The organism is Brenneria sp. L4-2C, assembly GCF_040240335.1.
Lineage (GTDB): Bacteria > Pseudomonadota > Gammaproteobacteria > Enterobacterales > Enterobacteriaceae > Brenneria.
Window position 1 is genome coordinate 1 of sequence record NZ_JBEIAC010000026.1, and the last position, 16,353, is coordinate 16,353.

At 54.4% G+C, this 16,353-nt stretch carries 14 protein-coding genes; 8 read left to right on the top strand and 6 right to left on the bottom strand.

The features are described from left to right. Positions 1-209: 209 nt before the first annotated feature. The 5 genes from pckA to ABRZ26_RS22640 all read right to left on the bottom strand — a co-directional run bounded on the left by pckA (position 210) and on the right by ABRZ26_RS22640 (position 6,615). Positions 210-1,829 (bottom strand): phosphoenolpyruvate carboxykinase (ATP), encoded by a 1,620-nt coding sequence (gene pckA / locus ABRZ26_RS22620; RefSeq protein ID WP_319606351.1) that lies wholly within the window; start codon positions 1,827-1,829, stop codon positions 210-212. Between the two features lie 391 nt (positions 1,830-2,220). Further along, positions 2,221-3,093, bottom strand: a complete 873-nt coding sequence (gene hslO, locus ABRZ26_RS22625) for an Hsp33 family molecular chaperone HslO (RefSeq protein ID WP_319606352.1) — start codon at positions 3,091-3,093, stop codon at positions 2,221-2,223. Positions 3,094-3,179: 86 nt separating this feature from the next. Further along, positions 3,180-3,590 carry a ribosome-associated heat shock protein Hsp15 gene (gene hslR, locus ABRZ26_RS22630; RefSeq protein ID WP_319606353.1) on the bottom strand — a complete coding sequence of 137 codons (411 nt, stop codon included), beginning with the start codon at positions 3,588-3,590 and terminating at the stop codon, positions 3,180-3,182. A 12-nt stretch (positions 3,591-3,602) separates the two neighbouring features. Continuing rightward, positions 3,603-4,289 (bottom strand): GMP/IMP nucleotidase, encoded by a 687-nt coding sequence (yrfG, locus tag ABRZ26_RS22635; protein ID WP_319606354.1) that lies wholly within the window; start codon positions 4,287-4,289, stop codon positions 3,603-3,605. Positions 4,290-4,467: 178 nt separating this feature from the next. Then, the gene (locus ABRZ26_RS22640; protein ID WP_319606355.1) at positions 4,468-6,615 is read right to left on the bottom strand and encodes an intracellular growth attenuator family protein; all 2,148 of its coding nucleotides are present in this window, start codon (positions 6,613-6,615) and stop codon (positions 4,468-4,470) included. A gap of 464 nt (positions 6,616-7,079) precedes the next feature. On the opposite strand from ABRZ26_RS22640, the gene nudE reads away from it, so the two are divergent. Next, complete coding sequence (gene nudE, locus ABRZ26_RS22645; RefSeq protein ID WP_319606356.1) at positions 7,080-7,637, top strand: ADP compounds hydrolase NudE; 558 nt, start codon at positions 7,080-7,082, stop codon at positions 7,635-7,637. Between the two features lie 54 nt (positions 7,638-7,691). Here the strand turns inward: nudE and mrcA are convergent, their stop codons facing one another. Then, positions 7,692-10,250, bottom strand: a complete 2,559-nt coding sequence (gene mrcA / locus ABRZ26_RS22650; protein ID WP_319606357.1) for a peptidoglycan glycosyltransferase/peptidoglycan DD-transpeptidase MrcA — start codon at positions 10,248-10,250, stop codon at positions 7,692-7,694. Positions 10,251-10,365: 115 nt separating this feature from the next. Between mrcA and pilM the strand changes: the two genes are divergently transcribed. From pilM to aroB, 7 genes are all read left to right on the top strand, one after another. Then, on the top strand, positions 10,366-11,217 hold the full coding sequence (gene pilM / locus ABRZ26_RS22655; RefSeq protein WP_319606358.1) for a pilus assembly protein PilM: 852 nt from the start codon (positions 10,366-10,368) through the stop codon (positions 11,215-11,217). Positions 11,218-11,219: 2 nt separating this feature from the next. Beyond that, the gene (locus ABRZ26_RS22660; RefSeq protein WP_319606359.1) at positions 11,220-11,786 is read left to right on the top strand and encodes a PilN domain-containing protein; all 567 of its coding nucleotides are present in this window, start codon (positions 11,220-11,222) and stop codon (positions 11,784-11,786) included. Continuing rightward, the gene (locus ABRZ26_RS22665; RefSeq protein WP_319606360.1) at positions 11,776-12,327 is read left to right on the top strand and encodes a hypothetical protein; all 552 of its coding nucleotides are present in this window, start codon (positions 11,776-11,778) and stop codon (positions 12,325-12,327) included. Before ABRZ26_RS22660 ends, ABRZ26_RS22665 begins: the two co-directional genes overlap by 11 nt. After that, positions 12,320-12,847 carry a HofP DNA utilization family protein gene (locus ABRZ26_RS22670; RefSeq protein WP_319606361.1) on the top strand — a complete coding sequence of 176 codons (528 nt, stop codon included), beginning with the start codon at positions 12,320-12,322 and terminating at the stop codon, positions 12,845-12,847. Before ABRZ26_RS22665 ends, ABRZ26_RS22670 begins: the two co-directional genes overlap by 8 nt. 47 nt (positions 12,848-12,894) lie before the next feature. Further along, a complete protein-coding gene (hofQ, locus tag ABRZ26_RS22675) occupies positions 12,895-14,142 on the top strand; it encodes a DNA uptake porin HofQ (RefSeq protein WP_413556403.1) in 1,248 nt (415 codons plus the stop codon). Between the two features lie 458 nt (positions 14,143-14,600). After that, positions 14,601-15,122 carry a shikimate kinase AroK gene (gene aroK / locus ABRZ26_RS22680; RefSeq protein WP_239784401.1) on the top strand — a complete coding sequence of 174 codons (522 nt, stop codon included), beginning with the start codon at positions 14,601-14,603 and terminating at the stop codon, positions 15,120-15,122. A gap of 52 nt (positions 15,123-15,174) precedes the next feature. Next, positions 15,175-16,260 carry a 3-dehydroquinate synthase gene (gene aroB, locus ABRZ26_RS22685; RefSeq protein WP_319606363.1) on the top strand — a complete coding sequence of 362 codons (1,086 nt, stop codon included), beginning with the start codon at positions 15,175-15,177 and terminating at the stop codon, positions 16,258-16,260. The last annotated feature ends 93 nt before the right edge of the window (positions 16,261-16,353 follow it).

Below are 16,353 nucleotides of genomic sequence, written 5' to 3' on the forward strand. Positions count from 1 at the left end.
ACCTATCAGGCCGGGCGCATTGAACGGCAACACTTCGCGCAAGGCGATATTTTGCCGCAGTGGCAGGACAGCGCGACGCAGAAAAGGGTTATCCACTGGACGCTGCTGGAGCGCGACGACGGCGGCAGCGTATTGTTTGCCGGGGAGAACTGATGGCGAGAGGAGGATAAAGGCGCGGGAGCCGCGCCTTTATTGTGACTAACGTGAAGTTACAGTCTGGGACCCGCCTTAACCAGTGCGGCGCCCGCGGGCGTATCGGTGTATTTATCAAAATTGGTGATAAACCGCTGCGCCAAATCCTCCGCTTTCGCCTGCCATTGAGCCAGTTCGGCGTAGGTATCGCGCGGATCGAGGATGTTGGGATCCACGCCCGGCAACGCCTTAGGGATCGCCAGATCGAAGATCGGCAGCGTTTGCATTTCCGCATCTTCGATGCTGCCGTTCAGGATGGCATCGATAATCCCGCGCGTATCTTTAAGCGAGATACGTTTGCCGGTGCCGTTCCAGCCGGTATTGACCAGATAGGCCTGAGCGCCAGCCGCCTGCATGCGTTTTACCAGCACTTCGGCGTATTGCGTAGGATGCAGCGACAGGAAGGCCGCGCCAAAGCAGGCGGAGAACGTCGGCGTCGGTTCTGTGACCCCACGTTCCGTACCCGCCAGTTTTGCGGTGAAGCCGGACAGGAAATGGTATTGCGTTTGATCTGACGTCAGACGAGATACCGGCGGCAATACGCCGAAGGCGTCCGCCGTCAGGAATATCACTTTGGTGGCATGTCCGGCTTTGGATACGGGTTTGACGATATTATGGATGTGATAGATCGGATAAGAAACGCGGGTATTTTCGGTTTTTGAACCGTCGTTGAAATCGACCGTGCCGTCAGCCAATACCACGACGTTTTCCAGCAGCGCATCGCGCTTGATCGCGCCATAAATATCCGGTTCCGCCTCTTTGGACAGCTTGATGGTTTTAGCGTAACAGCCGCCTTCAAAGTTAAAGACGCCGTCATCGTCCCAGCCGTGCTCATCGTCGCCAATCAACTGGCGCTTGGGATCGGTGGATAGCGTGGTTTTGCCCGTACCGGAAAGGCCGAAAAAGATGGCGACATCGCCGCGTTCGCCCACGTTGGCCGAACAGTGCATGGAAGCGATGCCTTTCAGCGGCAGCAGGTAGTTCATGATAGAGAACATCCCTTTTTTCATTTCACCGCCGTACCAGGTGCCGCCAATCAGCTGAATACGTTCCGTCAGGTTAAAGGCGATGAAGTTTTCAGAGTTCAGCCCCTGTTCCCGCCATTGCGGATTGGTGCATTTAGCGCCGTTCATCACGATGAAATCAGGCTCGAAATCCTGTAATTCCTCATCGTTTGGGCGAATAAACATGTTTTTCACAAAGTGTGCCTGCCAGGCAACTTCGGTAATAAAACGGACTTTCAGCCGGCTATCCGGGTTGGCGCCGCAGAACGCGTCAACGATAAACAGGCGTTTACCGGAAAGTTGTGTGGTGACCAGCTGTTTGAGATGCGTCCAGGTTTCCTGACTCAGGGGATGATTATCATTTTTACCTTTCCCCTGATCCGACCACCAAACGCTGTCGCGGGTGACGTCATCGCGCACGATGTATTTATCTTTCGGGGAGCGGCCGGTAAAAATGCCGGTATCGACGGCCACTGCGCCCAATCGGGTTTCTATGCCGCGTTCATAACCTTGTAGAGTTGGGGAGATTTCTTCTTGAAAAAGCAAGTCATAGCCGGGATTGTAGACAATATCGCCGATATCCTGGATCCCATAAGACGCAAGAAGCTCTGGGGTGATACTTCTGATCTGCATGTTGCTACTCCTCAATGGTTATTTCCCTTATTTTTCGAGTACAGCAATCGGGTTCCTTGAATGACTCGATCCCTTCCTGGGATTCGCCCTTTTGGGGCCGCTGCAAGCAGCGTTCAGATCTGTTTCTGACTACCTCAGTGACTTGGTTGATTAAGCTTTCGAGGTGCTGTTCAGTTACCGCCTGTCTGCATCTTGAAATCTATCGGGTAAATGAGAGTTGTACTGCTTATTATTGTAGTGTGTGAGTTTATTTTAACCGCGATAGCAATCATAAAATTAAATAAATTAAATAATAACTTTGCTTATTCAGTACGTTGTACGGCGGTGCGGGATAAAACGCTGCGGTCGTGATGGGGGAAGAAACGGGTACGAGACCGTACCCGCGGCGGCATTAATGCAGCAGATTATTGGATGAGTGCTGTTTGAGCGCCTGGACTTCCCCGGCGTTGAATACATAGTGATTTCCGCAGTAATCACAATGCATATCGATTTCGCCGTCTTGTTCCAGCATGTCATTGACTTCTTGATCGGCAAGCGTCATTAACGCCGCTGCGCAACGCTCGCGCGAACAATGGCATTGGAACGTGACCGACTGCGGTTCGTATACCGTGACTTCTTCCTGATGGTAAAGACGATAGAGCACATCGTTCGCCGTCAGCGTAAATAACTCCTCGGCCTTGACCGTGGCGGTGAGTTGCGCCAGGTGATCAAAATCATCTCGCGCGGCGTTTTGTGCAGGCAACACCTGTAACAGCATACCCGCCGCCGCCATCCGTCCGTCATGCTGACCGGTGCGGATAAATAGACGGGTGGGGAGTTGCTCGGATTGCAGGAAATAACTTTCCAGACAATCGGCAACGCAGTCCCCTTCTAAACCGACCACGCCCTGATAACGTTCGCCTTCCGTCGGGGTAATGGTGATGACCAGATAACCGCTGCCAACCATCTCTTTGAGCGAGCTGTCCGGCGCTATCTCTCCTTGCAAACGGGCCACGCCGCGCATCTGTTGCTGATGGTTGCCGTTGATCACGGCCAGTTTCAGCGGGCCGTCTCCCTGAAGCTGAACGGTAATATCGCCGCTGAACTTCAACGTGGCCGTCAGCAGGCTGGTGGCGACCAGCATCTCGCCCAGCAGATTTTGCACCGGTTCTGGATAGTCATGATTCGCCAGAATGTGTTGGCAGGTGTCGCTGACTGTCACCAACTCGCCGCGCACGGCATGATTTTCAAACAGGTAACGATGTAGTTGGTCATGGATGGACATAATTTTCTCTCGCTGTGGTGACAGTGATTGCCTTCATTTTCAAGTCGCCGGCGCGGCGGCCGTCTGTATCTTGAAATCTCTCGGGCTTATTCCTGATCGCTGTATTTAAATTTAATCAGATCCCGTCGCTCTTTCTTGTCAGGACGACGATCCGGATGCGGCATGGTCAACGCATTCATTTTTCGCGCCAGCGCCAGCTTTTCCCGCTTTTCGACACTGTCGGCGGTTTCCCGGTATAACGCCTGTGCTTCCGTCGCCGTTCTGCGTTGCCCGCTGATTGCGCAGACAATGATGGTGCGTTCGTCGTTCCCCTGACGGAGCTTGATTTCGGCATTCAGCTCCACCAGTTTGCTGGGCTTGCTGCGTTGTCCGTTGTAATGCACTTTGCCGCCATCAACCATTTCGCGGGCAATGGCCCGGGTTTTATAGAAGCGGGCGGCCCAAAGCCACTTGTCCAGACGGACAGCATCGCCGGCGTTCTCGGTTGCTTTCATCATGACTCCTTCTGCTTAACGGCGGTTTACCGACTGATGTAATGACGGTAACAGCTCAAGATAATCATTCATTGACGGATGTTGCCGGAATGATTTTTCCTGCTGACTGGAATCAGGATTACTGACGCCCAGGCAGTAACGGATGCCGAAGGTTTTGGCGGCGTCCAGAATGGCTTCGCTATCATCGACGAATAGCGTCCTGGCCGGATCGAAACCGGTTTGCCGCTGCACGGCCCGCCATAACCGCTGATTTTCTTTCGGATACCCATAAGTATGGGTGGAAAGTAATAAATCAAGGTGTTTGTCTAACCCGGTATGTTCAATTTTAACCGCCAGACTGTGCGGATGCGCATTCGTCAGCAGGATCGTGCGTTTCCCGCTGTCGCGCAGGGCGTTCAGAAAGGGTTCGCTATCCGCTCTCAGACGGGCGCGGTGGCCGATATCCGTGGTCATCTTATAGATGTCCAATCCCAGCTTTTCACTCCAGTAATCGAAACAGTACCAGTTCAGCGTATGCTGCACCGCCTGATATTCCACGGCTATGAGTTGTCGGGCCACGTCAAGACTGATGCCGCGCTTATCGCTGAGCGACTGCGGTACGAGCTGTAGCCAAAAATAGTTATCGAAGGCCAGATCAAGCAGCGTGCCATCCATATCCAATAGGACGGTATCAATGTCGCGCCAGTTAAAGTGAGGACTCATAAATACTCCAGATACAGATGGATGCCCCGTTACCGAACGAGTGGATAAGATTGATTTGATAAGGACGTCTAGCGGTCATTCTTCAGGTCGCAGGGGAATATTAACCAACCCCTTGCGGTCTATGGCGTCTAAATACCGCAGCCCCGTCAGAATAACATAATCACGCGTAGCGCCGCGATTATCGCAACGAGCGTGTACGGTGGTCCGCCAGCGACGGCGTGGAGCCGAAAAGGGAGGCGTAATATTGTTGAATGCTGGCCATCCGTTGTTTGCTCTTGCCTATTTTTATTGCCAACAGCGCAAGGTTGACCAGCAGCGTGATGGAAAAAAGCAGCAGCAGCAGGCAACTGCCCAGATAGCGCCACAGGGTGATGACGTCAGGTTCGCTATGCAGGCTGATATGTTGCGTGCCGTTGGCATCGATGCTGAGATTGGTGATGACGCCCGATGCGCTGAACGGCGTGTGCAATAACATCGACGATAGCCGCTGTAGCTCTTTCCACTGGTCGGCGGCGTGGTATTCATTCAGCGGTATAATCGGTAATGGATAGCTGACAAACTGGCGGCCTTCCTCGCTGCGGATTAAAAATCCGCCGGGCGGTGGGCTATTGAGCGAATCCGCCGCGTTGTTGACTTCCTGTTGGAAGAAATAGTCCGTGGCGCTGTCGACGAGCGACTCCAGCGTCTCTGCGCTTACCGGCCGCAGCAGCACGTTCATTCCTTTAAGCGTTCCCGTGCGGGCCTGCTTTACCAGCGTATCCCAGTTTTTCACATTGCCCAGGTTGACCAGGGCATTTTTCAGGCGAACGCAGTCTTTCTCCTGTTCGCAGAGATCTTGCGTTTTCAGCACGATATCCGAAAAGTCATTCAACAGAATCATGCCTGACTTCTGAATGGCTGAAGCAAGCTGTGCATTGACCTGGCCCTCGGCGTCGGTCTGCGGGTGCAGTTGATTATTCACCGTCTTAAGCAATGCCGAGCTTTTTTCAATGGTCTCGGATTCCGGCAGCGGCAACGAGGCGGCCTTATTCCAGTAGATGGCCGAGCAATCAAAAGGGGTGAAGGCATAGGCGGGCGAGTTATCCGCGATGTGGATATTCGCCGGAACATAGCACATCCCCGCCCCCTGAACCTTCAGAGTATCGCCGATTTGCAGCGGGGTTTTTTCCAGTTCATCAACCTGACTGACCTGAACATGTTGCGCGCCTTGCAACCAGGCCATGCTGAGCTTTAGCGGCAATTCAAGAGGAACATAGACCAATAAGAGGATCAGGCTGAGCAGGGCGCCGGAAGACAGCATCAGGTTTTTTCCCCAGCGTTGCGGAGGGAACTGTTTGACTTCGTCATGCAGCGACAGGTATTTCCCCTGGCGGACGACCTGATGGTTTAGGTAAATATCGACATCGGTTTTTTTCCCTAAATCAAACGTAATGTACGGATGCCAATAGGGGGGATAAATCAGATCGATATTGCCGAGCGAGACGTTGCCGAACTGCCCTTGATTCGATTCGCCGAAAAGGCCGAGGCCCTGCGGTACGCCGGAAAGACAGTGGACGTCTTGCAGTTCCTGTTTCGACGGGGAGCGGAAAAGCTGCCAGAGGCTCCAGGCGGCGAGCAGCAAGGCCGTGCTGATAAGCCAGGGAAGCAGCGCTATCGGGCTATTAATGCTGATAAACAGCAGCAGAAACGACAAACATAACACGCCGGCTTCTTTCAGTCCCTTCGCGCGATGCAGAGCATGTTCTTCCCTGGTTTCCTTTCGAATGTTCACCAGTTCCACATGCTCATTCTCTTCATGGCGAATGGACGCGTTCGGCATGGGGGCGTCGGTCACGGCGACCAACTGATGGTGTTGGTGATTGACGCACTCCACCAGTGAGTGCCCGTTCAGCGAAATAACCAACGGAATAGAGTCGGTTTTAATCAATTCGACGGTGTTGTTTTCCGTAATATGCTGTTCCCAACAGGGGGGCAGGTGAATTTCCTGCGTGTCGATATAGTATCGCCACTTATTCTGGGCATCGCTGCTCAGGCCATAACGCGTGATGGTGTGGGTGATGGGATAGACCCGATTGCTTTGCAATGAGCGGGGCATTCTGGGTTGGGTAATCGGTATGTCAAGCGGCGTCGGCAACTGGCTATGTTCCTGAGCCAGGTAATGCTCGACGGCGTTGCGCTCTTCGGCGGTCAGTTGGCGAAGTAAAGCAGGTTCCACAGGCAAGGGAGCGACGAATGGCAGGCGCCGGCGCGCACGGTAGACAATGAAACCTCCGATAGCGAGCAGACAGGCAAGCAATATAGCCAATATGGTAAATATTGTGCTCATGTCATCTCCATCCCAATGTGACGTACTCCCTGTGCGCATCGGATTTTAACAAACTGGTACAATCGATGATAACCTGCATGGTTCCGTTTATTAATTTAATAACTAAAAAGTAACAGAGATTATCTACGTAAGGAGAGAATGGTAACAATCGGCCTGCGTGTCTAAAATGAGGAAAATCTGATTTTTGGGGCGTATTATTGACTTTTTATTTTTTATTTAGACGCTCAATACTGATAATGTGGATCTAATGTTATTAACAAGTAAATTAATAATTGCGATGGTTGCAGCGGAGCGCGCTGTTAACGCACAATGTGAGCAACATCAAAAATCTCAGCAAGTCAAAAAAGAACATTAACGATCGCTTTCATTCAGCGACACGCCGTATCTATGGTGAGGGTAAGTATGATCATCATCCAGGTTGGGCTAAGTTGTCGTTCTGGTCGTAATTTCTCGATGAGGCCATTATGAGTCATAACCTGCAAAAGCCCAAAATCCTTAAGGTCGAAACGGTTGCGCGTTCACGTTTATTCAATGTTGAGTCCATTGATTTGGAGTTCAGCAACGGCGTTCGCCGGGTATACGAGCGCATGCGTCCAAGCGGACGGGAAGCTGTGATGATAGTGCCGATCATTGATGATGAACTGGTGCTGATCCGTGAGTATGCCGTCGGCATTGAGCAATATGAACTTGGCTTTCCCAAAGGGCTGATTGACCCTGGCGAGACGGTCTTTGAGGCCGCCAACCGGGAACTGATGGAAGAGGCGGGGTTTGGCGCGGAGCAGCTCGATCTGCTGGCGACGCTGACGCTGGCGCCGTCCTATTTCTCCAGCCAGATGAATATTGTCGTCGCGCGAGGACTGTATCCGCAGAGCCGTGAAGGCGATGAGCCGGAACCGTTGCCCAAGGTGCATTGGCCGCTGGCGGATATGATGTCGCTGTTGCAAGAGCCCGATTTCCGCGAAGCGCGCAACGTCAGCGCGTTGTTTTTAACCCAGGATTGGTTGCGCCGCGCGGCGGGATAAAGAAAAAGGCGCCGCAATGGGCGCCTTTTACATACGCGGGTGACGACCGCGTTATCAGAATAGCTCTTCGCTTTGTCCGTTATCCATCAATGTCGTGCCGACTTCATGCACTTCGTATTCCGTCGGCTGGGTGCCTTCGATGAAAAACTCGGAACGACTGTTGCCCCCGCCGTTAGACAGTTTGCCGCTGCTGCGGTCGATCGTCACGCTGACAATGCCGGGCGGCGGCGTCAGCGGCTGTTCCGGCACGCCGTCCAGCGCGACCTTCATAAAGTCATCCCAGGCCGGCTGAGCCGTTTTTGCGCCGCCTTCATATCCGGATATCTGATCTTTAATCACGCCGGATGCGCTGCTGGTGCCTAAATTTCGCCGATGGTCGTCAAAACCGATCCAGACCGAAGTCACCAGATTCGGGCCATAGCCAGAGAACCAGGCATCTTTGGAACTGTTTGTCGTCCCGGTTTTGCCGCCGATGTCATGACGTTTCAGCACTTTTCCCGCTCGCCAGCCTGTACCCATCCAGCCCGGCTCGCCAAAGATATTGCTGTTAAGCGCATCTTTAATCAGGAAGGACAGCGGGGTGCTGATGACATGCGGCGCATAAGGCTGTACGGCATTTTGTTGTGCGAGCGGCGGCGTAACGGGTTCCAACTGGGGTTGCGGTAACGTACCCGGCGCCGGGTTTTCTCTGGATGTCGCGACATTTTCCATACTGTCCGCGGACAGTACCGTGTCACGCCGCATTTCGCCGTACACCAACGGCAAGTTGCAGGTATCGCAAACCACTTTCGGCGCGGCGGTAAAGACCGGGCCGCCGGTTTCCGTCTCTATTTTGCTAATGATATAGGGATCGACCAGATAGCCCCCGTTAGCCATGACCGCATAGCCGCGAACCACCTGTAGCGGGGTGAAGGACGCCGCCCCCAGCGCCAGCGATTCCGTCGGCACGATGTTTTGTTTCGGGAAGCCGAAGCGCTGCAAATATTCCGCGGCGTAATCTACGCCCATTGCCCGCATGGCGCGCACCATCACCACGTTTTTGGACTGTCCCAATCCCTGGCGCAAGCGGATAGGGCCGTCGTAAGTCGCCGGTGAGTTTTTCGGCCGCCAGTCTGAACCGGCGCCTGGATCCCAGCGCGTAATCGGCACGTCATTGAGGATGGTGGCGAGCGTCAGGCCTTTGTCCATCGCGGCGGTATAGAGGAACGGCTTGATGTTGGAGCCCAGTTGGCGCAGCGCCTGCGTCGCACGGTTAAACTTACTCTGATTGAAGTCGAACCCGCCGACCAGCGCTTCAATGGCGCCGTTGTTGGGATTGAGCGACACCAGCGCCGAGTTGACGTCCGGAACCTGGGCCAGCCACCAGTCGTTTTCCACTTTCCGCACCCACACCTGCTGGCCGGTTTGCACCACGTCGGTCACCCGTCTGGGCGTCGGCCCTTGCTGCGTATCGGAACGATAAGGGCGCGCCCAGCGCATGCCCGCCATCGGCAATGAAATATTGCTGCCGTCGGCCATCATCGCAATGGCTTTCTCGCTATCGGTATCGGTGATGACCGCCGGGAACAGCGGACCGTAAACCGGCAGCTTTTTCAACTCGGCGATGATTTTTACCCGATCCCAGGCGCCTTCGCCGACTTTCCACAGCACGGCGGTCGGGCCGCGGTAGCCGTGACGCATATCATAGGCGAGAACGTTGTTACGCAACGCATCCTGCGCGGCCAATTGCAATTTTCTGGTAATGGTGGTGTAGACCTTGTAGCCATCGTTATAGGCGTTATCGCCATAACGCGCGATCATTTCCTGCCGCACCATTTCCGCCACATAAGGCGCGGAAAACGCAATCTTCGGCGCGTGGTAGTCTGCTTCCAGCTTTTCACTCCGCGCCTGATCATATTGAGCCTGAGTGATGTAGTTCTCATCTTTCATGCGAGCCAGAACCACGTTACGTCGGGCTATGGCGCGGTCGTATGAATAGAGCGGGTTAAAGGTGGAGGGCGCCTTCGGCAAACCGGCGATCATGGCCATCTCACTCAGCGTAAGCTGATCGACAGGACGGCCAAAGTAAACGTGGGCGGCCGCGCCTACGCCATAAGCGCGATAACCAAGATAAATTTTGTTCAGATACAGTTCAAGAATTTCATCTTTGGTCAGGAGTTGCTCGATACGGATAGCCAGGAACACTTCCTTTATTTTACGCATCAGGGTGCGTTCCGGGCTAAGGAAAAAGTTTCTGGCCAGCTGTTGCGTAATGGTGCTGGCTCCCTGGGAAGCATGACCGGAGGTTAACGCAATCGACGCGGCGCGAATGATCCCTATTGGATCGACGCCGTGGTGCTCATAGAAGCGGCTGTCTTCAGTGGCGATAAACGCCCGCACCATTACCGGCGGGATTTGATCCAGCTTCAGCGGAAGACGCCGGTGTTCGCCGAATTGGGCAATCAGTTCACCCTCGGCGCTGTATACCTGCATGGGCGTCTGCAACCTGATGTCTTTTAGCGCGGCGACATCGGGTAGCTGTGGTTCGATATAACGGTACAGACCGTATATCGAGGCTGCTCCCAGCAGGATGCAAGTGACTGCAAGGATGAGTAGATACTTTACGAACTTCACCTGAGATTTTCCATTCAGTAGCGTTTGGACGGTTTATAAACAATCGCGCGCTAGTATAAAGGTAAGCCGGCACTGTGGATACGTTCTTTTAATTGATAAGGAAATCGGGTTGAACATGGCTTATCACATCTGGCGGGTTGGGTTGGATATACAAAACGGCTTTATGCGCGCACTGGCGGCGCAACGTCGTCGCTGTGGCTGGCAGCTTCGCTGCTGGTGGCAGTTTCCGCTGCCGGGCGATACGTTACGCGCGGGTAGTCTACACCATACTGAGGCGCTTTGTGAGGCTTTACTGAAATGGCGCCGGTTATTGCCCCGCCATATTTCGCTGCGGGTCGGTTTTCCCGCGCAGTTGATATTGCAACAGCGTTTTCCGGCGCCGGATCGCCGGCTGCAAGGCGCAGGACGGCATGAATACATCGAAGCGATGGCCGCCCGTAAGCTGCCGGTAAGCAGCGATTCCCTGGCGATGGACTACCGTGAAGATCCGCATACGCCGGATACGCTATTGGTTACTGCGGCCCGGCGACGTGAGCTGGATAACTGGCTTGGCTGTTTGCATCGTGCGGATTTACAGCCTGAGGTTATTGATGTTTCAACCTGCGCTATTCGTTGTATGGCGCAGTCCGCCGGGCTTCAGCGCGATCGGCTTTTTCTGCATCGCCTGACGGACGGCTGGCTATGGATCTCCCCGCTGAACCAGGCTTTTCAGTGCGGAGTGATACATCCGGATGAATTGCGCGCTGAAGACGATCTCTTGGCGGTGGTAAGCGCTCGCTATCCTGATGTTGCCGATGGCGTCGCCTACTACAGCAGCACGCTGCCTGAATCCGCCGGTCAGCGTTCCGACGCTCTCTTGCTGTGGTCGCCGCTGGCGGCGTTCGACCAAATGCAGCCGCCCTTGCCGGATTTTCCTTCTGCCTTTGTTATAGCCGGCGGTCTGGCTTTGCGCCCCGAGGATGCCTGAACATGCTGCTGATTAACCTCCTGCCCTGGCGCAGGCAGCGGTTGCGTCGGCGAGCGCGTCGCTGGCTGGCGCTATTGCTGCTGCAATTGATATTGGTCGCCGTCGCGCTCGCCGGTTTCTATTGGCACTGGCACCAGCAACGGCTGATGTTGCAACGAGAGCTGGACGGGCTGTCGGCGCAGCAACGGCAATTGACGCAGCAATACCAGCAAACCCGTCGGATGTGGCATCAACTGCGGGATTATCAGGCGCAGCGTGATGCCGATGAGGCGGCGCTGCGCCACAATCAGCGCTACCTGACTCTGCTGGAACAGATGGCATCGATGATGCCCCGACGTCTCTGGCTGACGGATCTCGCCGATCGGGGCGATCACCTATTGATTTCCGGGCTGAGCGAAAACTATACCGACATCGTCGATCTGAATCGTTCACTGACCCGCCACCCCGATCTGGCGCGGGTGCGGGTGCTTCAGGCGCGGCGGCAGAACGACCGAAGGTTGTTGCGCTTTTCGCTTCAGGCGGATTGGGTGCTCGCCAGTTCAATAAAGGACGGGCGGGATGGTGATTAACCTGATACTTGATTGGCCGGGGTGGGGGAGTAAACCGCGCTGGATATTGGCGGCGGCGCAGGTGGTATTGATCGGCGCTTTTTCACTGCTCGGCAGTGTGCTGGTTTTGAGCGCCGAGCGGCAGCAAATCTTGCAGGTGAATCAAATGATTATGGATCAACGCGCCGCGATACGACACCTTCGGCGGCAACTCGACTCACTGCCTTCTTTTGCCGCGTTGCAGGTGCGGTTAGCGGAGCGGAAAAGCGAAAAACCGTCATTCCATGCAGATATGCCGTCGCTGCTGGTCAGCGCGCCGCTGTCAAAATCCGGGGCAGTACTGCTTTCCTGGCAGCCGGCGGCGCATCAGGATAACCATCAAGCCGGGTTATTAACCCTTAGCGCCGACTATCAGGGGCTGTTGCTCGTGCTGCGTAAATTTATCGCGTTGCCGCACGTGCTGCGAATTGAGCGGTTGACGATGACGTCGGTAGAGGGGGTTTTGCATATTGATATGCATCTGCTGAAACCGACGGCGGAGCGGAGGGCGGAGATTGAATAGAACGGCGTCAGGCTGCTTCATTTCGGCATTTATCGCCTTATCCGCTATCGCCGCCACCGATGCGGAAACAGGCCGCAGGGATCCCTTCCAGCCGGTATTCGCCGCGTCTTGCGCGCAAAGTCAGGTTATGCGGCGCTGGCAGTTAAAAGGCGTGATTGGAGTCGGTCAAACATGGGTGGGCTGGTTGGCTGAAGCGGAAAACCGCTGGCGGCGGTTAACGCCGGGAACGGTGATCCCGCCGGGAAACTGGCAGGTCAGCCATCTGGATAAATCCGGCGCGACATTGACGGCGGTTGATCGAAATGAGCGCTGCGACGGCGCGCCGGCGGAGATTTCCATGGCGTCGCCCTTCATTAAAAAAACGCCGGGAGCGTTTTTCAACGTCGCTTGCGACGGCCCGAAGGGTGACGGGCAGGAAGCCTGTCATAAAAAAACGCCGGGAGCGTTTTTCAACGTCGCTTGCGACGGCCCGCAGGGTGACGGGCAGGAAGCCTGTCATCAAAAAACCGACGCGCATTAGAAAAACGTCTCAGGACGAGGAGTATGACGACGATGCAAATAAAGAAAATGCCGATCCCGGCTTTGCTGCTGATTATCAGCATCGCGGCGCAGGCGAAGAACGACGCGCCGGTCTCCATGGCATTTGAGGATTCGCCTATACAGCGGGTATTGCAGGCTTTGGCGGATCATCAGCAGCTAAATATGGTGATGGCACCGGGCGTGGAGGGATCGATCAGCCTGCGGTTGACGGACGTACCCTGGCGGCAGGCGCTGGATATCGTGTTGCGTATGGGACAGCTTGGCGTCGAACGGGACGGTAATGTCCTGCTGGTTTATCCCGCGTCTCACCTTGAAGCATTGCGGCAACAAAAAGAGGAGCGCGTCGTCGAACAGGCGCAAAGGCAGCCATTACAGAACCTTTCCGTTGCGTTGCAGTACGCCGATGCGGCGGAGATAGCCGCCAGCATGCAAGCTCAGCACGGCGCTTTGCTTACCGAGCGCGGGAGCGTCACCGTGGATAAACGAACCAATACGTTACTGATCCGCGATACGGCCGCAGCGCTGGAACAGTTAACGTCGTGGGTGAGCGAACTGGATTTGCCGCTATCGCAAGTGCAGCTTGCGGCGCATATCGTGACGATCAGCAGCGGAAACTTGCGGGATTTGGGGGTCAACTGGGGGCTGGGGACGGGCGATGAGACCAATAAAGCATTGCGATTGAATAATTTTAATATCAGCTTGCCGGTAGAGACGCCCGCCATCAACGCGGGTTTCCATCTGGCGCGGCTTAACGGCCGTCTGCTTGAGCTGGAGCTGATGGCGTTAGAGCAGGAAAATCAGGTGGAAATCATTGCCAGTCCCCGTTTGCTGACGGCTCATAAGCAGACCGCCAGTATTAAGCAGGGGACGGAAATTCCCTATCAGGTTTCCAGCGGCGCCAGTGGCTCCACCTCGATTGAATTCAAGGAAGCGGTATTGGGGATGGAGGTGACGCCCAGCATTCTGCGGGCGGGGCGCATCACGATGAATCTGAAGATCAGTCAAAACATGCCGGGACAGACGATCAAGCAGAGCGATAACGGCGAGGCGCTGGCGATCGATAAACAGGAAATACAAACCCAGGTTACCGTCGCTGATGGCGAAACCATCGTGTTGGGCGGGATCTTTCAGCAGCAGAAAAAGCGTACCGACAGCCAGGTTCCGGCGTTAGGCGATATTCCCGTACTCGGACATTTGTTCAAAAATAGTACGCGGCAGGATACCCGGCGGGAATTGGTTATCTTTATTACGCCGACCTTGATTCCACCAAGCTAAACGGTAAAAAGTAGCAGAATTTTCATCATAACGGCGCGATATTTTAATTAATTCGTGTCTTCTAAGTTTGACGCTGCGACAGATTTAGCTTACAAGGGTTAGCGAATTGAGCACAGAAGTGTTGTTCCACCGAAAATGTCGATAAAACATACGTTATATTCGAAATAATTGATGTTGCAGCCTGGCGGCGAACAAAACGAGCCTCAGACGCTGAGTACGCGATGCGTCTGGCGTGAGAGCGTGAAGCCGAAAGGAATGCGACTTGAATAATGGCGGTATATTCCCCCGCGATGGGGCGTGTGGCATTTTATTCGGTTGCCAAACTACCCTGAGTATTGAGATAATTTTTTGTCTGATTCTCGCACTATCGCTCATGAGGTTTCAGTTTAGGTCCCGTCGCTGGGTTGATTGGCGGGGCGGGTTATCATTAACGAATTGTCTTAGTAATACCAAAAAACATGGCAGAGAAACGCAATATCTTTCTGGTTGGGCCTATGGGTGCCGGCAAAAGCACTATTGGCCGTCAGTTAGCTCAGCAACTCAATATGGAGTTTTTCGACTCCGATCAAGAAATTGAGCGACGCACCGGGGCTGATGTGGGCTGGGTATTCGATGTGGAAGGCGAAGAAGGCTTCCGCGATCGTGAAGAGAAAGTCATTAATGAATTGACGGAAAAGCAAGGCATCGTGCTGGCGACAGGCGGTGGTTCCGTCAAATCACGCGAGACACGCAACCGTCTTTCGGCGCGTGGGGTAGTCGTTTATCTGGAAACGACGATTGAGAAACAACTGGCCCGCACGCAGCGCGATAAGAAACGTCCGTTACTTCAAGTTGAAGCGCCTCCGCGCGCTGTTCTGGAAGAGTTGGCGAGAGAGCGGAATCCGTTGTACGAGGAGATCGCCGATATCACCATTCGAACCGATGAACAAAGCGCTAAAGTCGTTGCTAACCAGATTATCAATATGCTGGAAAGTAACTGAAAGTAATACATCATCTGCATTGCGCAGGTTTTGAACAGGTTATTAAACGAGCATGGAAAGAATTACCGTAACATTAGCCGAACGAAGTTATCCGATCACGATAGCCGCCGGATTGTTTAATGATTCGGCTTCTTTTATGCCGTTGAAAACAGGGGAACAGGCCATGCTGGTGACCAACCAGACATTGGCTCCTCTCTATCTTGAACATGTTCGCCGCGTGCTTGAGCAAAACGGCGTGCATGTCGATCAGGTTGTTTTGCCAGACGGCGAGAAATATAAATCCCTGGCCGTGCTGGATCAGGTTTTTACCGCGTTGCTGACTAAACCCCATGGCCGCGATACGACGATTGTCGCGTTAGGCGGCGGCGTGATCGGCGATTTGGCGGGGTTCGCCGCGGCGAGCTATCAACGCGGCGTGCGCTTTATCCAGGTGCCGACCACGCTGCTGGCGCAGGTCGACTCTTCCGTCGGCGGTAAAACCGCGGTGAATCATCCGCTGGGTAAAAACATGATCGGCGCTTTTTACCAGCCGGCATCGGTTGTGGTCGATTTAAATTGCCTGAAAACGTTGCCCGCGCGCGAATTATCCTCCGGTCTGGCGGAAGTCATCAAGTACGGCATTATTCTGGATCGCGATTTCTTTCTCTGGCTGGAAGAACATATTGAAGCCCTGCGCGCCTTGGATCATGATGCGCTGGCTTACTGCATTCGCCGTTGCTGTGAATTGAAAGCCGCGGTGGTTGCCGCCGATGAACGCGAAGGCGGCATGCGGGCGTTGCTCAACCTCGGGCATACCTATGGGCATGCCATTGAAACGGAAATGGGATACGGCAACTGGTTGCATGGCGAAGCGGTCGCCGCGGGGATGGTGATGGCCGCGCATGCCGCCCGGCGTCTCGGTCAGTTTTCGGCCGACGATATTGCGCGCGTCACCTCTCTGTTGGTTCGGGCCGGCCTGCCTGTCAGCGGGCCGGCGCAGATGTCGCCGGAATCTTATCTTCCCCACATGTTGCGTGATAAGAAGGTGCTGAACGGCGAGTTACGTCTTGTGCTGCCGACATCCATCGGTCAGGCTGAGATCCGCGGCGGCTTGGCGCACGATCTGGTGCTGGCGTCTATAACTGATTGTCTTGCATAGGCGCTTTTCTTTATTGTTAACGGTGAATGTGTTAACGACAGATAAGTGCTGATGGTTTATGGTTAATAAAATACAATGCGTTATGAATTGATA